This window comes from Nostoc sp. UIC 10607 (genome assembly GCF_047228265.1).
Lineage (GTDB): Bacteria > Cyanobacteriota > Cyanobacteriia > Cyanobacteriales > Nostocaceae > Nostoc > Nostoc foliaceum_A.
In genome coordinates, this window is sequence record NZ_JBIQNW010000089.1 from 1 (window position 1) to 17,604 (window position 17,604).

18 protein-coding genes and 1 pseudogene are annotated in these 17,604 nt (G+C 43.0%); 12 read left to right on the top strand and 7 right to left on the bottom strand.

Annotated features, from left to right (window positions below; translation table 11 throughout):
- The 3 genes and pseudogenes from ACEYW6_RS32825 to ACEYW6_RS32835 all read right to left on the bottom strand — a co-directional run.
- Positions 1-858 (bottom strand): annotated as a pseudogene (locus tag ACEYW6_RS32825) (hypothetical protein); the annotation flags it as partial.
- 158 nt (positions 859-1,016) lie between these two features.
- The gene (locus ACEYW6_RS32830; protein WP_412983085.1) at positions 1,017-4,211 is read right to left on the bottom strand and encodes a primase-like DNA-binding domain-containing protein; all 3,195 of its coding nucleotides are present in this window, start codon (positions 4,209-4,211) and stop codon (positions 1,017-1,019) included.
- A gap of 656 nt (positions 4,212-4,867) precedes the next feature.
- Positions 4,868-5,065: a hypothetical protein gene (locus ACEYW6_RS32835; protein WP_196526605.1), complete on the bottom strand. Its 198-nt coding sequence runs from the start codon at positions 5,063-5,065 to the stop codon at positions 4,868-4,870.
- Positions 5,066-5,320: 255 nt separating this feature from the next.
- Between ACEYW6_RS32835 and ACEYW6_RS32840 the strand changes: the two genes are divergently transcribed.
- The 10 genes from ACEYW6_RS32840 (at position 5,321) to ACEYW6_RS32885 (ending at position 13,256) form a co-directional block, all read left to right on the top strand.
- On the top strand, positions 5,321-6,358 hold the full coding sequence (locus ACEYW6_RS32840; protein ID WP_412983086.1) for a ParM/StbA family protein: 1,038 nt from the start codon (positions 5,321-5,323) through the stop codon (positions 6,356-6,358).
- Positions 6,359-6,363: 5 nt separating this feature from the next.
- On the top strand, positions 6,364-6,639 hold the full coding sequence (locus tag ACEYW6_RS32845; protein WP_228039136.1) for a hypothetical protein: 276 nt from the start codon (positions 6,364-6,366) through the stop codon (positions 6,637-6,639).
- Positions 6,640-6,683: 44 nt separating this feature from the next.
- On the top strand, positions 6,684-6,920 hold the full coding sequence (locus ACEYW6_RS32850) for a hypothetical protein (RefSeq protein ID WP_412983087.1): 237 nt from the start codon (positions 6,684-6,686) through the stop codon (positions 6,918-6,920).
- A 182-nt stretch (positions 6,921-7,102) separates the two neighbouring features.
- Positions 7,103-7,360, top strand: a complete 258-nt coding sequence (locus ACEYW6_RS32855) for a hypothetical protein (protein WP_412983088.1) — start codon at positions 7,103-7,105, stop codon at positions 7,358-7,360.
- A gap of 1 nt (position 7,361) precedes the next feature.
- Positions 7,362-7,772, top strand: a complete 411-nt coding sequence (locus ACEYW6_RS32860) for a hypothetical protein (protein WP_412983089.1) — start codon at positions 7,362-7,364, stop codon at positions 7,770-7,772.
- Positions 7,772-8,470: a hypothetical protein gene (locus ACEYW6_RS32865; RefSeq protein ID WP_412983090.1), complete on the top strand. Its 699-nt coding sequence runs from the start codon at positions 7,772-7,774 to the stop codon at positions 8,468-8,470. Before ACEYW6_RS32860 ends, ACEYW6_RS32865 begins: the two co-directional genes overlap by 1 nt.
- 561 nt (positions 8,471-9,031) lie before the next feature.
- Entirely contained in the window at positions 9,032-10,573 is a 1,542-nt protein-coding gene (locus ACEYW6_RS32870; protein WP_412983091.1) for a group II intron reverse transcriptase/maturase, read from the top strand.
- Positions 10,574-10,799: 226 nt separating this feature from the next.
- Positions 10,800-12,698 (top strand): hypothetical protein, encoded by a 1,899-nt coding sequence (locus ACEYW6_RS32875; protein WP_412983092.1) that lies wholly within the window; start codon positions 10,800-10,802, stop codon positions 12,696-12,698.
- A gap of 93 nt (positions 12,699-12,791) precedes the next feature.
- Positions 12,792-12,998, top strand: a complete 207-nt coding sequence (locus ACEYW6_RS32880; protein ID WP_094346557.1) for a hypothetical protein — start codon at positions 12,792-12,794, stop codon at positions 12,996-12,998.
- 51 nt (positions 12,999-13,049) lie between these two features.
- Positions 13,050-13,256 (top strand): hypothetical protein, encoded by a 207-nt coding sequence (locus tag ACEYW6_RS32885; protein WP_069069710.1) that lies wholly within the window; start codon positions 13,050-13,052, stop codon positions 13,254-13,256.
- Between the two features lie 63 nt (positions 13,257-13,319).
- Here ACEYW6_RS32885 and ACEYW6_RS32890 read toward each other — a convergent pair whose 3' ends face one another.
- The 4 genes from ACEYW6_RS32890 to ACEYW6_RS32905 form a co-directional block, all read right to left on the bottom strand.
- Positions 13,320-14,063 carry a hypothetical protein gene (locus ACEYW6_RS32890; protein ID WP_412983093.1) on the bottom strand — a complete coding sequence of 248 codons (744 nt, stop codon included), beginning with the start codon at positions 14,061-14,063 and terminating at the stop codon, positions 13,320-13,322.
- Positions 14,053-14,868 carry a hypothetical protein gene (locus ACEYW6_RS32895; RefSeq protein WP_412983094.1) on the bottom strand — a complete coding sequence of 272 codons (816 nt, stop codon included), beginning with the start codon at positions 14,866-14,868 and terminating at the stop codon, positions 14,053-14,055. Before ACEYW6_RS32895 ends, ACEYW6_RS32890 begins: the two co-directional genes overlap by 11 nt.
- Entirely contained in the window at positions 14,865-15,368 is a 504-nt protein-coding gene (locus tag ACEYW6_RS32900) for a hypothetical protein (RefSeq protein WP_412983095.1), read from the bottom strand. Before ACEYW6_RS32900 ends, ACEYW6_RS32895 begins: the two co-directional genes overlap by 4 nt.
- A gap of 127 nt (positions 15,369-15,495) precedes the next feature.
- The gene (locus tag ACEYW6_RS32905) at positions 15,496-15,657 is read right to left on the bottom strand and encodes a hypothetical protein (RefSeq protein WP_412983096.1); all 162 of its coding nucleotides are present in this window, start codon (positions 15,655-15,657) and stop codon (positions 15,496-15,498) included.
- Positions 15,658-15,912: 255 nt separating this feature from the next.
- Between ACEYW6_RS32905 and ACEYW6_RS32910 the strand changes: the two genes are divergently transcribed.
- Both ACEYW6_RS32910 and ACEYW6_RS32915 read left to right on the top strand, forming a co-directional pair.
- Complete coding sequence (locus tag ACEYW6_RS32910; protein WP_412983097.1) at positions 15,913-16,341, top strand: plasmid mobilization protein; 429 nt, start codon at positions 15,913-15,915, stop codon at positions 16,339-16,341.
- 1 nt (position 16,342) lies between these two features.
- On the top strand, positions 16,343-17,604 hold a 1,262-nt coding region (locus ACEYW6_RS32915), incomplete at its 3' end, for a relaxase/mobilization nuclease domain-containing protein (RefSeq protein ID WP_412983098.1).

Consider the following 17,604-nt stretch of genomic DNA (forward strand, 5'->3'; position numbering starts at 1 on the left):
TTATCCTGACTAGTCGCTTTTGACTTACCTTTCTTTGGTGCAGGTGGTGCTGCTGCTCTTTGCGCTTTCTTAGCTGCTGACTGGACTGTGGCTTTATCCTCCTTAGACGCTTTGAGAAATCTCGGTGCAATTTCTTGGGGTAGCGCAGTCAGTGCAACAAAACCGAAGACATCACGCCCTGGCAGAAATTTCGCCTTGATTGTGACAAAGGCTGCGCGTCCTTGCTCCTCTTTAGCCACCTTGGGATTAAATCTGAAGGGTCGGACGGGTGCATCCTTCCATAGCAAGGGTATATGACTTGCCTTCATGAATTTCACTTTTCGGGCAGGCTCGGACTGCTTAATAAATTCGAGTCTTTCATCAGAGAAATTTCGGAACACGGAGATACAGGGAGTTGAGCAGACAGGAATGAACTGCCATAATCCTGATAATTTAAACTCCAGGTCTTCTAACTCCCCTGAAACGGCATCTAGTTTTCGCCCTCTGTCAAAGCCCACTAATTGAAAAGCGATGCGGTTGCTCTCTGCGTGGAAAGTGAATTGCCTTTGGATAAACAACCAAACGCTGATTATGGTTGCTAGTATTTTCTATTTCCTTCTTGAGAGCGTTTAATACATTCCATTGTCGCTTCGAGTAGAAAAGTGGGTATTCATAGCTACCGATAGTAACAGTGCTTTGTCCATCAGCAGTAAAGTTGACCGACCCAGTAATTACCCCAACAGCTTGAAATATTGCTGCTGGCGATTCAATTTCTGTTGATGTTGACGTATCAACATTTACTTGCTCTTCATTGGATGGAGTTTCAACTGTCGGTACTGCTTGGGTTGACTCTGGCGAGGTAAGTTCAGCAGATGCCATGATTATTGTTCTTTGATTGTTAATAGGGGAGAAATCGCAATCTAATTCAATCTTAATTGTCTATCGAGTGTCTACATGACTGGCGGCATTGTTGATGCTGCCAAATTCCCTAATCGGGTTTTAGATCGGTGACAATAACTGTTAACTGATTTAACACCCTAATGCAGAAATTTTATCCAATCACTCCTGAAGATTTCTATGGAGCATACTTTACCCTTAAAGCCTCGATACTCAATTGTTGCGCTACAAAAATATGAAGACATTAGTTGAACGCTCTTAATGATTCCGACTTGCCACTTGTGAACACTGTCGTTGAAAAACTCAACTTTATCCCCAACTTTCACTGACGGGCGAGATAATTCGTTTTGGGTGGTATTTATCAATTCACCATCTTGTTGAGGAGAAAACCCAGCTACAGCAGGGGTGTCCAGGCTGTCCAAAGAGTTTTCGGCAAGACTTACTTGTTGGACAGGCTCAAACCCAGTCACAGTAGGGCTGTCCAGGTTGTCCACAAAGTCTTGGGGGACTGAAGGGTTATCAGTTACATCAACGAATTGATTAACTTCACTTTCAAAATTTTCTTTATCTTTTTTTTCCAATGCTAATTCTTGGGGGAGGACAATTGGACAGGGTGGACAGCCAAGCTGTGTAAGGGTTTCAGCCTGTCCAGGGTCAAATTCTGGGGTATTTAGTGGGTGGACAGGGTGGACAGGTAAGCTGTGTAAGGGTTCTGGGGTTTTAGTAGGATGAAAAAACTCCTCAAATTCTTCTATTCCCCCTTCAAGGCATTTATCTTTAAAGCAATACCAAAATTCCGAAGAGGAAAGTGAAGAATCCGGTGGCCCCTCCGGTACTTTCATCTCAAAGACCCCAGCCAGTGGTTCAATGAATGCAAAGTGGGACTGAATTCTTTCACGCTTTCCGTTGACCGTGGGTGTCCAGCTACGTTCCTTGAAGTTTTGGGGCAAGACTGTTTTTAAATGGCTAATAAATTTGGACATCCCCAAAGGAGCATAACCATGTTCCCGGCAGTAAAGTACATACCAACTGTGTAAACGACTTTGTGGGATAAATGTTTCGGTCGTTGAGGGGCGTAAGCACAAATCCACAAAGGATTTGGTCGAGTCCCCGTACAAAGATGCCTCTAGCGCCAGATTCTTTGCCCGATCTGAAGAAGGAGGCGATAACAAAATGCGATCGCGTTCTGCTCGTGGCATCGCTAAAGCCCAAGAAATTATGTCCGACTTCACCTCTTGTAGCTTCAGCCACAAGTCTGGGTCAGGGGTTATATCTCGGTTTTTTACTGGGATTGGGTAAGCTCGACGCATCCAGCCGTCGCCAGCATTTTCGATTTGTAGATGACTTACAGAGGCAATCCAAAACCGAATGTACCACTGGATTGAATAAGCTACTGGATTGAATAAAGCGCGTCCGCTCATTGGCCCATTGTCAACTAATTCGTAAAAAGCTCGGACTCCTTCGGCATAACCTCCTACGTCAGGGAATCCAAATATCCGCTTTCCACTTAAATATTGATGCCGTCCTTCAGGTGTAGAAATATCCGCAAAATGTGTGGCGCTACTAGAGCCGGACTCGCCAAATAAACTACTCCAAAACCTTCCCAATGTCCCCTTGCCCCCACCACTTAAGCCAATTAAGTGGGGAAACCGACCATAAGGGGCAGTTGGGTCTAAAAACATACTCGTGAACGCCCGAATCACTTCAACCAATTCTGACCCAAAGCTTTCATTTAGAAATTTGAGAAAAACTTCTGGGCATGGTTTGTTGGCTTCATAATCGTGGGGAATGATATTAGTGAGGTAAAAATCTTTGCGATGAGGCATTTGTTCACCAGTTCGCAAATCAACAACACAATTGTTAAACCCTAATAAATGAGTATTGGTTGGCAGTGGTTCTGCTGGTTCTAAGCGACTGCGGCAATATTTAAAGGCAGATTCCTTGTGTGCGTTAGTTTCGTAAGGTTTGGTTATTCTCCAACCAAATGTCTTTGTGTAAGAGAGCTTGTAAGCGGATTCTCCAGCGTCAGCGAGGAGCTTGTAAGCTTTATTATCATCTTGGTGCTGCCATTGCTTATTCTCTTGTGACCACTTGTAAAAGGATGAATTTACTACCATCCATTCAGTTTTCGGAAAGATTTTTCGGTAAGCCCAGCCATCAAAAGTACCCGCCGTCACGCAGTTAGAATAGGGTAAATTCATGGCAGTGCATACAGGCAAGTAAAATGCCTCTGGGTCTGCTAGGTCAATATCTATTTGGGAATTAGATAAATCCGTAACTTCTTTTTCAATAGTTTCGGATTCTGCCAAATCTTGCGATCGCTGCGCTACGGCCGCGTGAATCTCCTGCTCTAACCGACGGATAAATTCTGGTGTTTCCATCTGCCCCAAGATTTCTTTGATGTCACTTGATTTATATGGTAAATCGGGGCAGATGTCGTGAGGGTTAATTCCAATAAATCCAATCCCAACCTCGGCTGCACAGTCCTGGCAGGTCTGGAGTTTCTTTAGCCCAGTGTCATCGGGGTCATGCAGAAAAACAATTAATCCTATGCCTGCTTCAATTGCGCGTTGATATTCTCTTGTGATAGTCTTTTTATCCCATCCACTGCCTTGGAACGTAATCCCAGCAAGACCATGCTTTCGACCAACTTCTACGCATCCCTCGCCTTCATGCTGGAGTAGTGCTGGGGTGACATTTACTGATTTAGCAGAGGCTAAAGCTTCATCAATGCGATATGCTCCCCAAGGCAAATCGCCTTTTTTCATTTGGGGTGTGCCATCTGAAAGCCTATGCCATTGCCGAAAGGTCTTGCTGTAACCTTTCTCCTTATTGGCATCTGGCCACTGGTAGCGAACCACCCATTGCGACTCTGAGTAAGGATAAATTGTTTCGGTGGCACTGCCCTCAACATCTTTTGGTGGTCTACTCGTTAATTTTTTCGGTTGGGGTATATCTGTTACAGTATCCGTCAACATCACTAAACCTAATTCACCATCTGGAATTGGTGCTGGTTTGGGCAAGATTCTCTTAGGCTTCGCAGCCAAACGGTTTAGAGATGGAGTGTAATTAGCTCCTGCCCTTTCTGCCACCACTTCAGCCCAGGGTTTAATTGCCTCTCTGACATGTTTGCACTCACAGCCGTTAAAGCATTGATACTTTCCGGTTTCTGGGACGATAGATAAGTCATTACCCCCACAAACTGGACAAATAAACTTATCTTTAGCTTTGGATGGCTCTAACTGGTCTTGAAAATTTCGGATGTCGAAGGAGGCAAACGCCCCTGGCATAACGGAGCCGCCAACGGCCTGAGATCCTTTTAAAAGGGCTACCATTGTGAAATCCTTGTGAGGTAAATTGTGTGGGCTTTACCTCCCCTGAAGATTCACCAAAATTTTAATTAAATTTCTCTATAACCCTTTGTAGAAAGTTGTAAGAAGTACTAGGAACTGATAACATTAGGTTATAAAGAAATTTAATAGAGATAAAATTACGGGGTGTCTTCTAGGACTATTAAACAACTTGCTTGTAACAAGTTGAGTCTTGGGGAGGCATTCTTTTCTTATGTATATCTGCTGATGTAACACTGAGAAAAGATGAAACTACAGGTGTAGTTTCATCTCATAATAGCTGATATCTCCTTAATTTTGATATTTCATTTGCAAATTTTTATTTTTAAAAATTTATTTTTTATCTTCAAAGTCTTATATATCAAAACTTTCAAGCTTTTTATATATTATTTGAAAATCAAAAATCTTCCTCTTTATCAAGTAATTAAGGAAGTGAATAATTAAAATTATTTATTTTATTTAACAAGCGTTCTACGTATTAATTTTGTCTCAATTAATTCAGTTAGTAACTTTATACCAACTTAGTTAGTATAAAGTTGGTATCCCACTAAATCAGCGCTAAAAGACGGTGTTTATTGAGTAGTCGCAATCACTCTCATCTCTTATTGGTTATTGTAATCCTATTTAGGATAAAAACTATTTTAGTTTTTAGATATTGACTCTTTATATTTTTGTGCTTCCTCATCAGGTAGTTCCATCCACCATTTGATCAAAGCTCTTTCCACATCTTCCATACGTAGCTGTAAAGCCGCACACCTGCTTTTGAATTGCGCGTGCATCTCTGTTGATACACGGCATCGAATAAAGGTGTGGTCTTTTGTATCGGTCACTATAAGCACTCCTAAAATCCTTTAATCCTAACTATAACTTTTTCTTTATTCTTTTGATATTTATATAAGCAGTTCTAACCCTATAATCCTATAATCCTTTAATCCTATTTAGGATTTTATGTTATTGTATAGACATGAGCGCAAAACGGACGATGAAGCGCGTGAAATGCCACACCAAGGATAAATAGGTTGTAGGACTTAGTAGCCGCCTAGAATTAACCGCAAACGCTTATCAATCAAAGGATTAACTCTAAAATCTGAACCATGAATTACGCATATATCCAGCCAACTTACGGCTCATCCTATCCGCCGAGTAACGGGTTTATAAGTCCACAACACGGACAGATAAGACCGCGAGTAGTTTTTGATGGGGGCAACCGTTTTGTGAAATGGATTGACCCCAACAACGTTGTGCAATGTTTGCTCAGTGTTGTAAAAGAAGTCAGTGAATACCAGTGGAAGCGGCTCAAGCCTGATGACCAGTCAGTATTGATTGAAATTGAGGGTAAACGCTTTGTAATTGGGCGATTAGCTCAAGAACTAGGTGGTGAGCCGACTTTCCAAACAGACAAATGCCAATTAGCATCTATCCTGGCACTAGCGGCAATCCAGCCCAATCCAGGACAAACATCTGTACACATTCAGCAGATGATTGTGGCACTGCCCAATACTCTCAACGATGACGATGTAGCCGCAGTACAGAGAATTGCTAACCACCCACTGACCAAAGAATTTAAACGCAATGGTGAATACATCACCTATACCGTGGGTGAAGTTGCTCCAGTTGATGAGACTGAGCCAGCATTCCACTACGCCTTAAATCAAGGATTTTTCAGCTTCCCCGAAGCGAAGAACGCGATTTGGGATTTAGGGGGAGGCACGGCTATAGCCAGAATTTACACGCCGAACGGAACCATGATCCATGATGCGGAAGTGATTCTACCTGGAACCAAGGCACTCGCCCAGCAAGTAGCGGTAGAGATGAAAGAAGTTTATTCTCTCGATTACAGCCCCAGTTTACAAGGCATCATGGACGCGATCTCTCGTGGTGATTGCCTCTACGGGACAGACAAACTTGATTTCTCCTCCATCTTTGAAAAAGCCTGTGACCAGTGGGTAGAGTCAGCCCGGAGAGAAATTCGCTCGAAGTGGGCGCAACACCTACCAGAGTTGGGAGAAGTCTTGATTGTAGGCGGGAGTGCAGATATCGCCGCCCCTATCTGTGCGACTTCTGGAGATCGCTTTAAGATTGCCCCATCGCCGCAGTTGTTCAACATCATTGCAATGGCTTATCAGGAGTAATGCCAATGACGCAGACAAGAATTGTTCTTAATCCCAAGTACAAACCTAAAGCTGAAGAAATCTTAGAAGCGACTGGAATCGATAACCTCTCTCAACTGTTTACCTTGCTGCTAGTTAATTACGGTGATTGTTTAGTTAACTGCTTAAAGCACTCACACCAACTACCTATACAGTCATCTCTAGTAGCTCAAACGCCTACACAAAACCCTCTTCAGCCACCATCTATCAAACCTCAGCCATCACCACAAGCTAAGAAATTTGCCCCAATGGGGAGCTTTTAAGCCCCAGCCGCACCGATAAAAGCTCAAAGAAAAGGAAAGAAGTCATGAGCGACCAAGATAGCGTGCAGACACAGCCAAGCCTAACAACAACCGAAATCATGACTATCATCCTCGGTTGTGAACAGACTCTAAGGTTTGTGCAAGCATCCCCAAATTACAAGCAGATTGAAGCGTCCGAGCGGTTCAGTACATCGAACGACTTAAAAATGGGTGATGCCGTTCAAGCCTTGATGGAGATTCACGAAGCAATCCTAAATATCGAGTTTTACTCTCAAGTTTGAGGAACAAAAGGTTGGCAGTTGTGCGCGGTAGTGTTTCACAAAACGTTTCATGAAACTGTTTCAACGGTTGCATCAATGTTTCAGCCTCACAAAACCGGGAAACGGTATGACCACAGTGTGAAACGTGAAATACGAAACGCCTTTTTGTTGCAACCGAAAAAACACAAATTGAGGATACCAAAATGGCGCACCCCGTAGGATATTATTCCCTCTCCCACGACAACGCACTGATTAAAGATATGTGTGAGACATGGGGCGAGGCGCTAGAAAAGATGAGCGAATCAGACACTCTCTGGTTAATTGCACGTATAGCCCATGAAGCATGGTTAGAGTGTGATTCTTCTACCGCTCCTAGCAACGAAGCGGAGTCAGTATGCAAGCGATTGCATGAGTTAAAGCAATGGGAGAAGTTTGCACTAATCAGCGCAATGGTGCAATGAGATGTACAAGAAGCAATTGTATTTAGCCTTGGCTGGTGTCGGGGTCTGCTTCTTGCCTGTAATCATCCCTTTAGTACCCAAATTGGGGGCTTATGCAGAAACCGAAAGATTAAAAGCCACCGAAGGATTAGAACGAACTCGCATAGAAGAACGGGCAAAAACCAGCGATGCCTTATATGAGGCGGGAGTCATGCCCACAACTCGAAAACTGAGGATTACTAATTACTTTGATAGCGCTAAACGCAATCCCAGACCAGACACAACCTTTTATCAAGATGACGAGATTGTTGATGTCTTTGATGCTTCTGGGCGCTGCATAGGTCGCATTGAAGAAGGAATTTGGAAATGGAAGCACAAAGCCAAAGGGATTTGTAAAAGCGTTCAAAATATCAAACCAGTAAGGAGGAAGTAATGGCGTTAGGAACATCTGGTGCAGAAAGTAATAGCACTGGTAACAGCGATGGTAAACCCAAGGGTAAGAAGCGAACGCTTGGTGAAATCATTGATTTTTGCGCCAAAGCTGTTGTGATGATTGTTGGTTTACCCATTAGAGCAGCCGCCGCTATAGTCAATCAATTTGTTGCTAACGGTGGCGCGGGTCGTGCCTTGGTAGGCGGGATTTTATTTATTGGTGGTTCTGTAATTAGTGCTGATTCAACTTGGCAATTAATCTTTACTGGGCCCCCGGTTTGTCCTTGGTTTGAGCCGACTTGGAATTGGCTAAATGTGCCGTTTGCACTGTTCAACCCCTTGTTTTATTTGGCATTTATGGTTTCGGTGGGTGTTCAAGTAATCGAAGCCCATGCCCTACGGGGTAAAAACCCAGATTCAGCTAGGCGGGAACTTCAAGATCACATGGTTTATGAGCTTGAAACCAAGCCTAGTGGCAAGATTGACCTTGTTGGTGAACTTTGGAAGGACTACAAAACCGCAGGTACACGCGATCGCTCTAGCGCAGGGCTGGTTGTGATTGCGGTTTGGGTGTTCGATATTGTCACCACTTTTGCAGCTCGTAACCCATTTGAATTTACAGCCCCATTCATGATTTTGGGCTGCATGTTGTTTAACATCGGCACAATGATGGCAGGTGGTGCGATTCGTTCTTGCTAGGAGCCTCTAGAAACTAGAGGGGTATGAGCAAGGTATATTTTGAAAGCCACTTTCAAAATGTATAACTGTTCTTTCGATGTAGGTGAGCTAAGTATGCTAGAAAAGCAAGCCCTACCCTTGAGGAGACAAGTGACTCCCTACCTGCCCACAGTGAATAGACTCGGAATTCTATAGGCTGAAGCTGGGAACAGGACGCAATCAGTTGCAAAACAAGCAGGTGACAACACTGGCGTTAACGGGGAGATGGCAAGAGTAAAACAAGTCCTAGAAAAGTGTCTTACATCAAAGCTACAACCTGAAAACAAAATGTAGACTTCATCCTCTACACCCTCACAGCACTTTCACCCGGATAGCTGTAACCTCTGAGGGGAGGATAGGCAAATTGGACTACTCTAAACCATCAAATCAATCGAACGAACGGAACGAATAAAAACGTTATAGAGGTCTAGGGGAAGGTCGAACCTCTGGTAAGTATGACGAGATACCGAATCCCTTTATAACGGGTAGGACAGAGCGTAACTGCTCTGAGGTGTTCAGAAAAACGCGATCTGGGAGTAAAGCATGGTTAGACACAGCGTAGGTGCTAGTGAACTTTGGAAATCACTACCCTGGAAGAAATTTCGGGCGAACCTTTTCCGCTTACAAAAGAGAGTGTTTAAAGCTATTCGAGTAGGAGACAAGCGCAAAACTAGGTCACTACAAAAGCTTATCCTGAAATCTCGTGCAGCTAGGTTTCTGGCGATTCGTCAAGTGACACAGCTAAACGCTGGCAAGAAAACTGCTGGTATCGATGGCAAAACCGCCTTAACTCATGAGGAGAGATTTAACCTCGAACTGTTACTAAGGCAGTCAAAATGGTATCACAACAAACTCAGAATCATACCAATACCTAAGAAGGACGGCTCCATTAGATATCTAAAAGTTCCTACTATTGCAGATAGAGCTTGGCAATGTCTAGCAAAATATGCATTAGAACCAGCACATGAAGCAACTTTCCATGCAAATAGCCACGGATTTAGAACGGGTAGGTCTGCCCATGATGCCCAAAAGCAAGTCTTTGAAAATCTCAACAGTCAAGCTAAAGGTATCACCAAAAGAATCCTTGAGCTTGACATAGAAAAGTGCTTCGACAGGATAAATCACACCATCATAATGTCCAACCTTATCGCCCCACAAGGGCTAAAACAGGGGATATTCCGAGCATTAAAAGCAGGGATAAACCCAGAATTCCCAGAACAAGGAACCCCTCAAGGGGGTGTGGTAAGTCCATTATTAGCCAACATCGCCTTAAACGGGATAGAAGAAATACACCCATCAGTAAGATACGCCGATGACATGGTGTTCTTCCTAAAACCAGGAGATGATGAGAAAAATCTACTTGACAGGATTAGCCAATTCCTAGCTTTAAGAGGACTAAAGATAAGCGAGAAAAAGACATTTGTTACCGCTTCGACTTCGGGATTTGACTTTCTAGGCTGGAATTTCAGAGTACAGCAAAACGGGAAGTTCAGGTGTATTCCCTCAGAGGAAAACTTCAAAGCCTTCCGTAAGAAAGTCAAGAAAATTGTCAATAACTCGAATTATGGTGCTAAAGACAAAGCTACGAAATTAGCCCCAATAGTTAGAGGATGGAGAAATTACCATAAGTTCTGCAAAATGGACGGCACAAGGAATAGTCTAAGCCTCCTAAAATACAGAACATTCCATGTGTTTAACAAAGAAACTAAACAGAACCGCTACACCAGCAAACAACTGCTAGATAAGGCGTTTCCTGCGGTTTCCTACTCCGAAAATCGTCATATCAAAGTCAAGGGAAATAAATCACCTTATGATGGAGACTTAGTTTACTGGAGCGAACGCAATAGCAAACTATATGACGGTAAAACCTCAAAGCTATTAAAGAAGCAAAACCATACTTGTGGATATTGTGGACACAAATTACTCTCAGATGAAAGAGTGAATTTACACCACATAGACGGCAATCACAATAACTGGAAGGATAAAAATCTAACGGTTATACATGAAAGCTGTCATGACTACATCCACATGAGCAAAGAGGAAGCAAAATTTATTGAATTCCCTAGCGTAAAATCCCGTAAGTAGTGGATAGGGAAGGGAATAAAGGTAGCCAACCTTTAAGAACATCGGAAGCTGGATGCGGTGAAAGCTGCACGTCCAGATTTAACAGAGAGGTGCGGAGCGTAATAGCTCCCATCGACTCTACCAAATTGGGTTTGCTATCTGGCGGTTGACTAAAGACTGATAATCAATAGCCGCTAAATTGAGCGCGAACTTTGGCGGCTTCTTAACTCAATAAGGGATTCAACTTGTGGAAAATAATATCCCCAAAATCACAACTAAACAAACAGAATATCTGCGATTGCAGTATCCCAGTCTCTCGCATTTGGAGGCAGGAAATGTTTCTGAATGGTTGCAAGAGCGCAAAGACCAATTATTTGAAATGGCACGGCAATCTGAGAACGAAGCAGACATGACCCGTGTACTTGGTTTGCTGGCTGGGGGGATAGGAGCGGTTTGTTATGCGGTCAACCCTTTAGCTATAGTTGGTGGTTTAATTGGTGGTGCTGCGTGGCTATGGTTTGTTGTCGAACACTCGAACCGCACTAAAGAAATTGCACCAATACCATTTGTACGTGGCAACTTTATAGACGCGGTTGCTCGTGCTGGTGACTATGATACTAGGAGCAATTATCAAGCGGATCATCTTGCTAATACTGTTAAATTCTTAGAGCGACAATCAGCAGAAGAGTACGCCTTTCTTCATGCTGAATTTGAAAATATTGGGCAGTATTTAACCCAAGTTGAACCAGGAAAACGTTTTTATGCTTATCGCTGGATGTTTGGCTGGTTTGGCAAGCTCAAGGGTCGTCAGCTACCGACTTATCAAAGTATGGCTCTTCATTTACAGGATGTGACGATTGACAGTCGGGTGAATCGGTCTGAGATAAGTGCCATCGCACAAGCTCAAACCCAGTTACCACCAACCGTAGATATCAAACAATTTCAATCACCACAAGTAGATATTCGGGACACTCACCAAGCGGCTTCTCTTTCTAAACCGGAGGAGTTACAGCCATCAGCTAATGGGCTTGCACCAGAGACTATAACTCATCTCCCTCTGGCGAATAGAGCAAACGCACTCATCGCGGCTTTAACGAAAAGTGGTTTTCAAGTAGAAGATATGATGAGTTCCCAAGTCATTGCGATCGCTGGCACTCAGCGAGGTGGCAAGGGAACCTTAGCAGCAATCTTAGCAACATTATCTCTAGCTTTAGATTCGGGATTAAATACCCAATACTTTACAGCCGGGGTGGATGTTTACCCCTTTAGTTGTAATCTGATTTCTGCTCTTAAATACCCAGAAAAAGATGCAGACAGTGCAGATAAGCTAGTCGCCCGTGACTTGCTTAAATTTCTTAAAGGCTTAGATGCAAGTGAACCTTACTCCCACAAAAACTTACTGTTAGTCATTGATGAGGCGATGCGGTTGCTGTCCCTACTTGATGAGAGCGATCGCACTTGGGCTATTCAATATTTACTTTCTCGCTTCGCCAAGTGTGGCGGTACATTAATCATTGTCTTGCATGGCTCTAACTTAACTTCTGTGGTTGGCAAGGCCACAGCAGGACTAGCAGATACCTTTAAGCAATCAGTTAATTTCATTGGCTGTGTAGCTCAGTCTGTCAGTGCTGGCGGATTGCGAAAGATTAATGTTGCTAGTGGCGAATATTTCAAAGCCAACCCTAATAACTTTGCCGAACCTGTTAACGGTGGCAATCTCGGCATGATTCCTGACTGGTTAAAGATAGAGTTACACCCTGGAAATGGTCAACCAGATCCAGCTAGAACGTTACTCAAATTTTTCCCGGAACTGGTGCAACATCACCAGCCAGCAGTTATGCCCAGAGGGGAGAAAATTGCACCAGATGACGCAGTTAATCAGCTAGAATCCATTTTCTCAAAGCCTACCCAAGAGGCTGAAATTGCAGAGCTAGAATTCGTCAGCATTTCTGAGGCGGATAAGGAGCAGATTTTAAACATTGTTACTTCAGCCGTGACAACACCAGTCAGCTTTGCTGCGATTAGAAATAGCCGAAAGTGGGGTGAAGAGAAACCTAGTGTTCGGTATTTAAGGTGTGCGATTGCACAACTTATAGAATCCAATCAATTGAAAGGTAGTGAGAAGTTAGGCTTTACTGCTTTTTAAGCTTACTCCAATCTCAAAAAGCATTTAATTTTCACTTAGTTCAAAGATATCAAGACATAAACAGCCTGAAATCCTAGTAATGAATTTACATCTATGCACCCAATTGAGTTTAAGAAAAAGTGGCAATTAACTTACAACGATTTAGCACTCGTCTTAGGTTACGAAAATGATTTCACTGTCCGTTGTTGGGGGATAAATGGAGGGCACAAGCGTAATCCTCAAAAAGTTGTTTATGTAGCTTGTCGCCTTCTAGATGAAAAATGGTCAGCTGAGGGGAAAGTTATAGATTCTTACCTTTGATAATTTCTCTTTGCGTCTCTGCTAATTAATTACTTGAAATAGGTGAATACTATGCACCCAATAGAATTTAAGAAAAAGTGGCAATTAACTTATGACGAACTTTCACTTGTTTTAGGTTATCAAGGTGATTATACCGTCCGTTCCTGGGGTACTAATGGAAGACACAAGCGCAATCCTCAAAATGTTGTTTACGTCGCTTGTCGCCTTCTAGATGAGAAGTGGTCAACTCAAGGTAAGCTTGTGCATTCTTATCTCTAATTATTTGTATGATTGGGGCAAATATTACGTTAAGCCTTTGCCCCAATCACTATATATTGCCCTTCATCTTCGATTTCGGTCAGTCCCCAAACGCTTTTCTATCCGTTGTAGCTTGACATTGCTGTAACCAGTACGCTGCCAGATAGCTTGTAGATAGTTATTGAAATCATCCGAGGTTTTTACCGGAATAAATTGATTGAATCCAAGGAAAATCAACAAAGTAAATAATGCAGAAAACAACCCCATCGTTCCATATTTACTTATGGGTTCAGCGCGATAAACCTCTTTCTCTATGGTGATGGGTTCGGGGGGAGGGCTGTTCTTCAACTCCTGAATAACCGTAGTCAAGTTCTTTGTGTGATTCAACAGTTGATTCCAGTTCTGCTTTAATTCTGTTATCTCGCTCTTTAGCCCTTTGAACTCTAAGCTCTCTAATGTTGCTGTTGACTTGGGCGTATTCTTTAACTGTGTCAGCAAGGGAGTTAATTCTTGCCTCAAATTCTCGTTGCTCTTCTCGTACTCGTTCGATGAGAGATTCTGATTCTTCAATTCCCCCGTTAGCATCTCGATTGTCACCATCGCTTTGCTGAGGAGTTGATTCTGAATTAAATTCGTTTGCGCCCATGCTTGTAACTCCGCCCTATCGCGTTCGCGTTCAGTTTTTTGTGATTGCTTAAAATTTTCAAACTCTCTATATAATCTGCCCAGTGCTATCTTCACCTCACCCTGTTCACTGCTCTCTACGGAATTGGCAGTTTCAGAGTAAGGATTGCTGTGGTTGCCGTTGCCATTATTGTTATTGCTCATTAGTTTTCTTTTGACCCCGACGAGAAGTAGACGCAGTAACTTTTGTCTGTTTTAAAGTCGTAGTGTTTTCTAAAGCAGCAACCAGAATCTCTGGTTGTTGTAACCCCAGATAAGCCCCAGCTTTTTCAAGCTCTGGTTTGGCCTGATCTAAAAACCCACTCACTAGTAGGTAATCTCCAAAAGGAAAACCATTCTCTTCAGTCGCAGCCGAGTAAGGCAGACCTTTTTCTGTCAACGTGTCAAAGGTCGAGTAGTCTAGCTCTGGCATTTCTATTTCTATGCCTTTTAATTCGGCTATAGCTGCCGATGTTTTACTGTTCTCCCAGCGCTGAAAACCTGAACCCTTATCCCAACACAGATTTTTCACTATTACATAATCTGCTTGAGCGCCGCAGAATTCCGCCATAGTTTTTAAGCTAGTGATCACCGAGTAACCAAGGTTAAGCACAGTCACCAGCGTTACTCGATAACCCAAATCACCTGCAATCTTGAATAGCCCAAACTTACTGATAATCTCCCTGGTTTTATTGCTTGATGCCCCCGGCATATCTACTATTATTGAGTCTGGTGATTCCGCTTTGATTTCCGTAAAGAAGCGTTTCGCCTCTGCCACCTCCAGGAAGTTTAACAGCCTTACCCCTGAGCCAAAGTTTTGATAGTACTCGTACAGTTCTGGATTCTCTGTATCTGCGTCATAAGCTAGATAATTAATCCCCTTCGAGTGCATTACATCCAATAGCAAGCGAGTAAAGGCAGTCTTACCTGTACCACCCTTGCCCCCCAGTATCATCACGATACGTTTCATAATTCACTCCTATCAGTGATATTAAATTGGGAAGAAGTATTAGAAGTTGTTTTCTTTCGTTTACTAGTTTTAGATGATGATGAGCCAGATGGTTCACTACTATCAATTGGTGAACTATCTGGCTCTACTGCTGCAATGTCATTATTAGTTGTGGTTGAAGAATCAGTTGATTCTGGCTCGGAGTCAGAATTAACTGATTCTTCAACCGCTTTATCTGATGATGAATTACTCGAATTATTCTCCGTTACTGTTGAAGCTTTTTTATGAAAACTCTTCAGACCACTGGCCGCTAGTTCTACCCCATGACCTTTAAACACATCAGAAACATCTTCATAAGAGTAGCCAGCGTCTAACATCTCTTGAATAGGTTTAGCCAAACTGAGAACTAAATCTGACAGGCTGATAGTTTTAGGTGTCGCGGCTTTCTGTTTCAGACTGGTTTGAATATCTTCTATTTTTGATAAAGGGACAGCTTTCGGTTTGCGCGACATATTCAGCATTAGTAAGAAATTACTCCATTGTAAAAAAGTCGTGGTCAGAAAAAGTTTAAGTTTCTTGTCGTGATGTGACGAATATCAACAGAAAAAGGTTTGTATCCTCGTGAGGTAGACTAGTCTAAAAAAGCAGTTACGCACGAATCAACACTCTGATATCAAAGGGTGTTGGCAGCATTGTTAAACAGACCCTGCCCTCGGTTACACCGAGGCTGTTGCAGACAGTCAATCGTAGTTCGCCAAAGTCTCGGACTCCTCCAGTCTCCGGTTGTGCCCCCTGGTTCTGGTTGACCATAGCCTGTCGTGGGGGCATAGGCAAGCAATACGCCGTAACGCACTACGTGCTACTTTACCCTCCGGGTAAAGCGTCGTGTTTGCTTGTTGGGGGTGTCCCCCAAACCCCCTTTTATCAGGTCTATTAAAGGGAGAAATGAGCTAATAAGAGGTTCCGGGTTATTCGCCTACCTGCGCGGCACTGCGTGCCAGCGCAGCTACAGCGAATAACCCGGTTAAAAAATGAATAAGCAGATAAATGAACTCCTAACTAGTTATGCAAGCAGACCCTCGTACCAATCTCAGTAATCAACTAGCTGACACATTAACCAATCGGTCAGTAGCTCCAGATGAAAAGCGAGAAGTAACCATCACATTTAGAGCTAGCTATGCCGAGAAAGCTAGGCTAGAGCAACGGTGCAGTGGAGTGGTGCAAAGTGACTATATAAGAGCGAGATTATTTGACTACGCTTTACCACATCCTAAGTTAGTCATTCCCGAAGTTAACCGACAGGCTATCTATGAGCTAAAGAAGATTGGGAACAACCTGAATCAGCAGACGAGGGCTATTAACGAAGCTGTGAAAATTGGTAGCCAACCGTTGACTAACGAGGTGAAATCATATCTAAAAACTCTTGAAGAACTGACAGCACTTTTAGAGCAGACTCGCCAATCGCTCACTCAGACAACAGCAGAGGGGCAGTGAAATGATTACCAAAGTCAAGGCTAACAAATCATTTCGTGGCACTACTAAATATGTACTTGATAAGGAGAAAGCCAAAATTATTGGTGGGAATATGTATGGGAAAAGTACCAATGAATTGGTAGAGCAATTTACCCTATCAGCCCACCTTAACCCCAAACTAAAAGACCCGTGCTATCACTTAATGCTTAGTGTACCGAAAAACGATAGAACGCTAAATGATGACGAATTAGCTAATCTATTCCAACGGCACTTTGTGAATGTCATTGTGTTGTCGCGGCTTCAAGGTGATGAATCCCAAGTTAAACAGCCAGAAAAAAGAATATCAGGTACCAAACTGAACCAGCTAGTTGATGACTTTATAGAAACTGAACTACCAGCTTATGACTTCTTCATAGCGCGGCACTCTGATAAAGAACACGACCACACCCATATCGTTGCATCTAGAGTTAATAACCTAGATGGTAAATCCATACGTACTTGGAATAATTACGCCCATTCGGAACACTCCGCCCGACTATTAGAGCGAGAATTTCAGCTAACCCCAGTCCTAAGTAGTTGGGAAAGTAAGCAAAAGGCTATGACTCGTAATCAACTGGAACGAGTCGAGAGTTTGGGGCTTCCAGGCGAAGAAATAATGCGACGAGCTATTGAGCAAGTGGCAGTAAATAAACCCACAATGCCCCAACTAATTGAGCAGTTATGGAGAGAGCATCAAGTCAAAGCTGTCGTAAGTTATTACGGTCACGGTGGGGTAAGAGGTATCAAGTTTGGTATTGATATTGGCTCAATTAATGAAGATGGTAGCCCCCGTCTACTCTGGAAACAGGGAGGTAATCTCAATAAATATAAGTGTTCATTTACAAAGCTTCAGACAGAATTGGGGATAAACTACGACCCCAAACGGGACGATAGCGAAATTAAACGTTTAAATAATTTCTTAGAATCTGTAGGTAATAACCAAGTTAATCAACAAATAATATCAACCGCATTACCTAAAGAAGCTCAAGCTATAGCCGAAACTAAACACCAGATAAACCCAGCTAAATCAGATGCAAAACAACGAGCAAGTTTAGAACTCATAAATACAATCTCTAACTTTATTGAACAGTCAGCAGTTGAGTCAACCTTAAGTGAAACGTTACCACAATTAGCAGAACAACTGTCTCAATATCGGCAGCAGAGCGATGCAGGTAGAACCGCATTCGACGAGCTATCATCGGCGATTACTCAAGAGTTACAATCCCATACAGAGAAGAAAGCTAT

Coding starts and splice junctions, on each gene's coding strand:
- ACEYW6_RS32830 (WP_412983085.1), bottom strand. CDS start 4,211: ATGGTAGCCCTTTTAAAAGGATCTCAGGCCGTTGGCGGCTCCGTTATG.
- ACEYW6_RS32840 (WP_412983086.1), top strand. CDS start 5,321: ATGAATTACGCATATATCCAGCCAACTTACGGCTCATCCTATCCGCCG.
- ACEYW6_RS32845 (WP_228039136.1), top strand. CDS start 6,364: ATGACGCAGACAAGAATTGTTCTTAATCCCAAGTACAAACCTAAAGCT.
- ACEYW6_RS32850 (WP_412983087.1), top strand. CDS start 6,684: ATGAGCGACCAAGATAGCGTGCAGACACAGCCAAGCCTAACAACAACC.
- ACEYW6_RS32855 (WP_412983088.1), top strand. CDS start 7,103: ATGGCGCACCCCGTAGGATATTATTCCCTCTCCCACGACAACGCACTG.
- ACEYW6_RS32860 (WP_412983089.1), top strand. CDS start 7,362: ATGTACAAGAAGCAATTGTATTTAGCCTTGGCTGGTGTCGGGGTCTGC.
- ACEYW6_RS32865 (WP_412983090.1), top strand. CDS start 7,772: ATGGCGTTAGGAACATCTGGTGCAGAAAGTAATAGCACTGGTAACAGC.
- ACEYW6_RS32870 (WP_412983091.1), top strand. CDS start 9,032: ATGGTTAGACACAGCGTAGGTGCTAGTGAACTTTGGAAATCACTACCC.
- ACEYW6_RS32880 (WP_094346557.1), top strand. CDS start 12,792: ATGCACCCAATTGAGTTTAAGAAAAAGTGGCAATTAACTTACAACGAT.
- ACEYW6_RS32885 (WP_069069710.1), top strand. CDS start 13,050: ATGCACCCAATAGAATTTAAGAAAAAGTGGCAATTAACTTATGACGAA.
- ACEYW6_RS32890 (WP_412983093.1), bottom strand. CDS start 14,063: ATGAGCAATAACAATAATGGCAACGGCAACCACAGCAATCCTTACTCT.
- ACEYW6_RS32895 (WP_412983094.1), bottom strand. CDS start 14,868: ATGAAACGTATCGTGATGATACTGGGGGGCAAGGGTGGTACAGGTAAG.
- ACEYW6_RS32900 (WP_412983095.1), bottom strand. CDS start 15,368: ATGCTGAATATGTCGCGCAAACCGAAAGCTGTCCCTTTATCAAAAATA.
- ACEYW6_RS32905 (WP_412983096.1), bottom strand. CDS start 15,657: ATGGTCAACCAGAACCAGGGGGCACAACCGGAGACTGGAGGAGTCCGA.
- ACEYW6_RS32910 (WP_412983097.1), top strand. CDS start 15,913: ATGCAAGCAGACCCTCGTACCAATCTCAGTAATCAACTAGCTGACACA.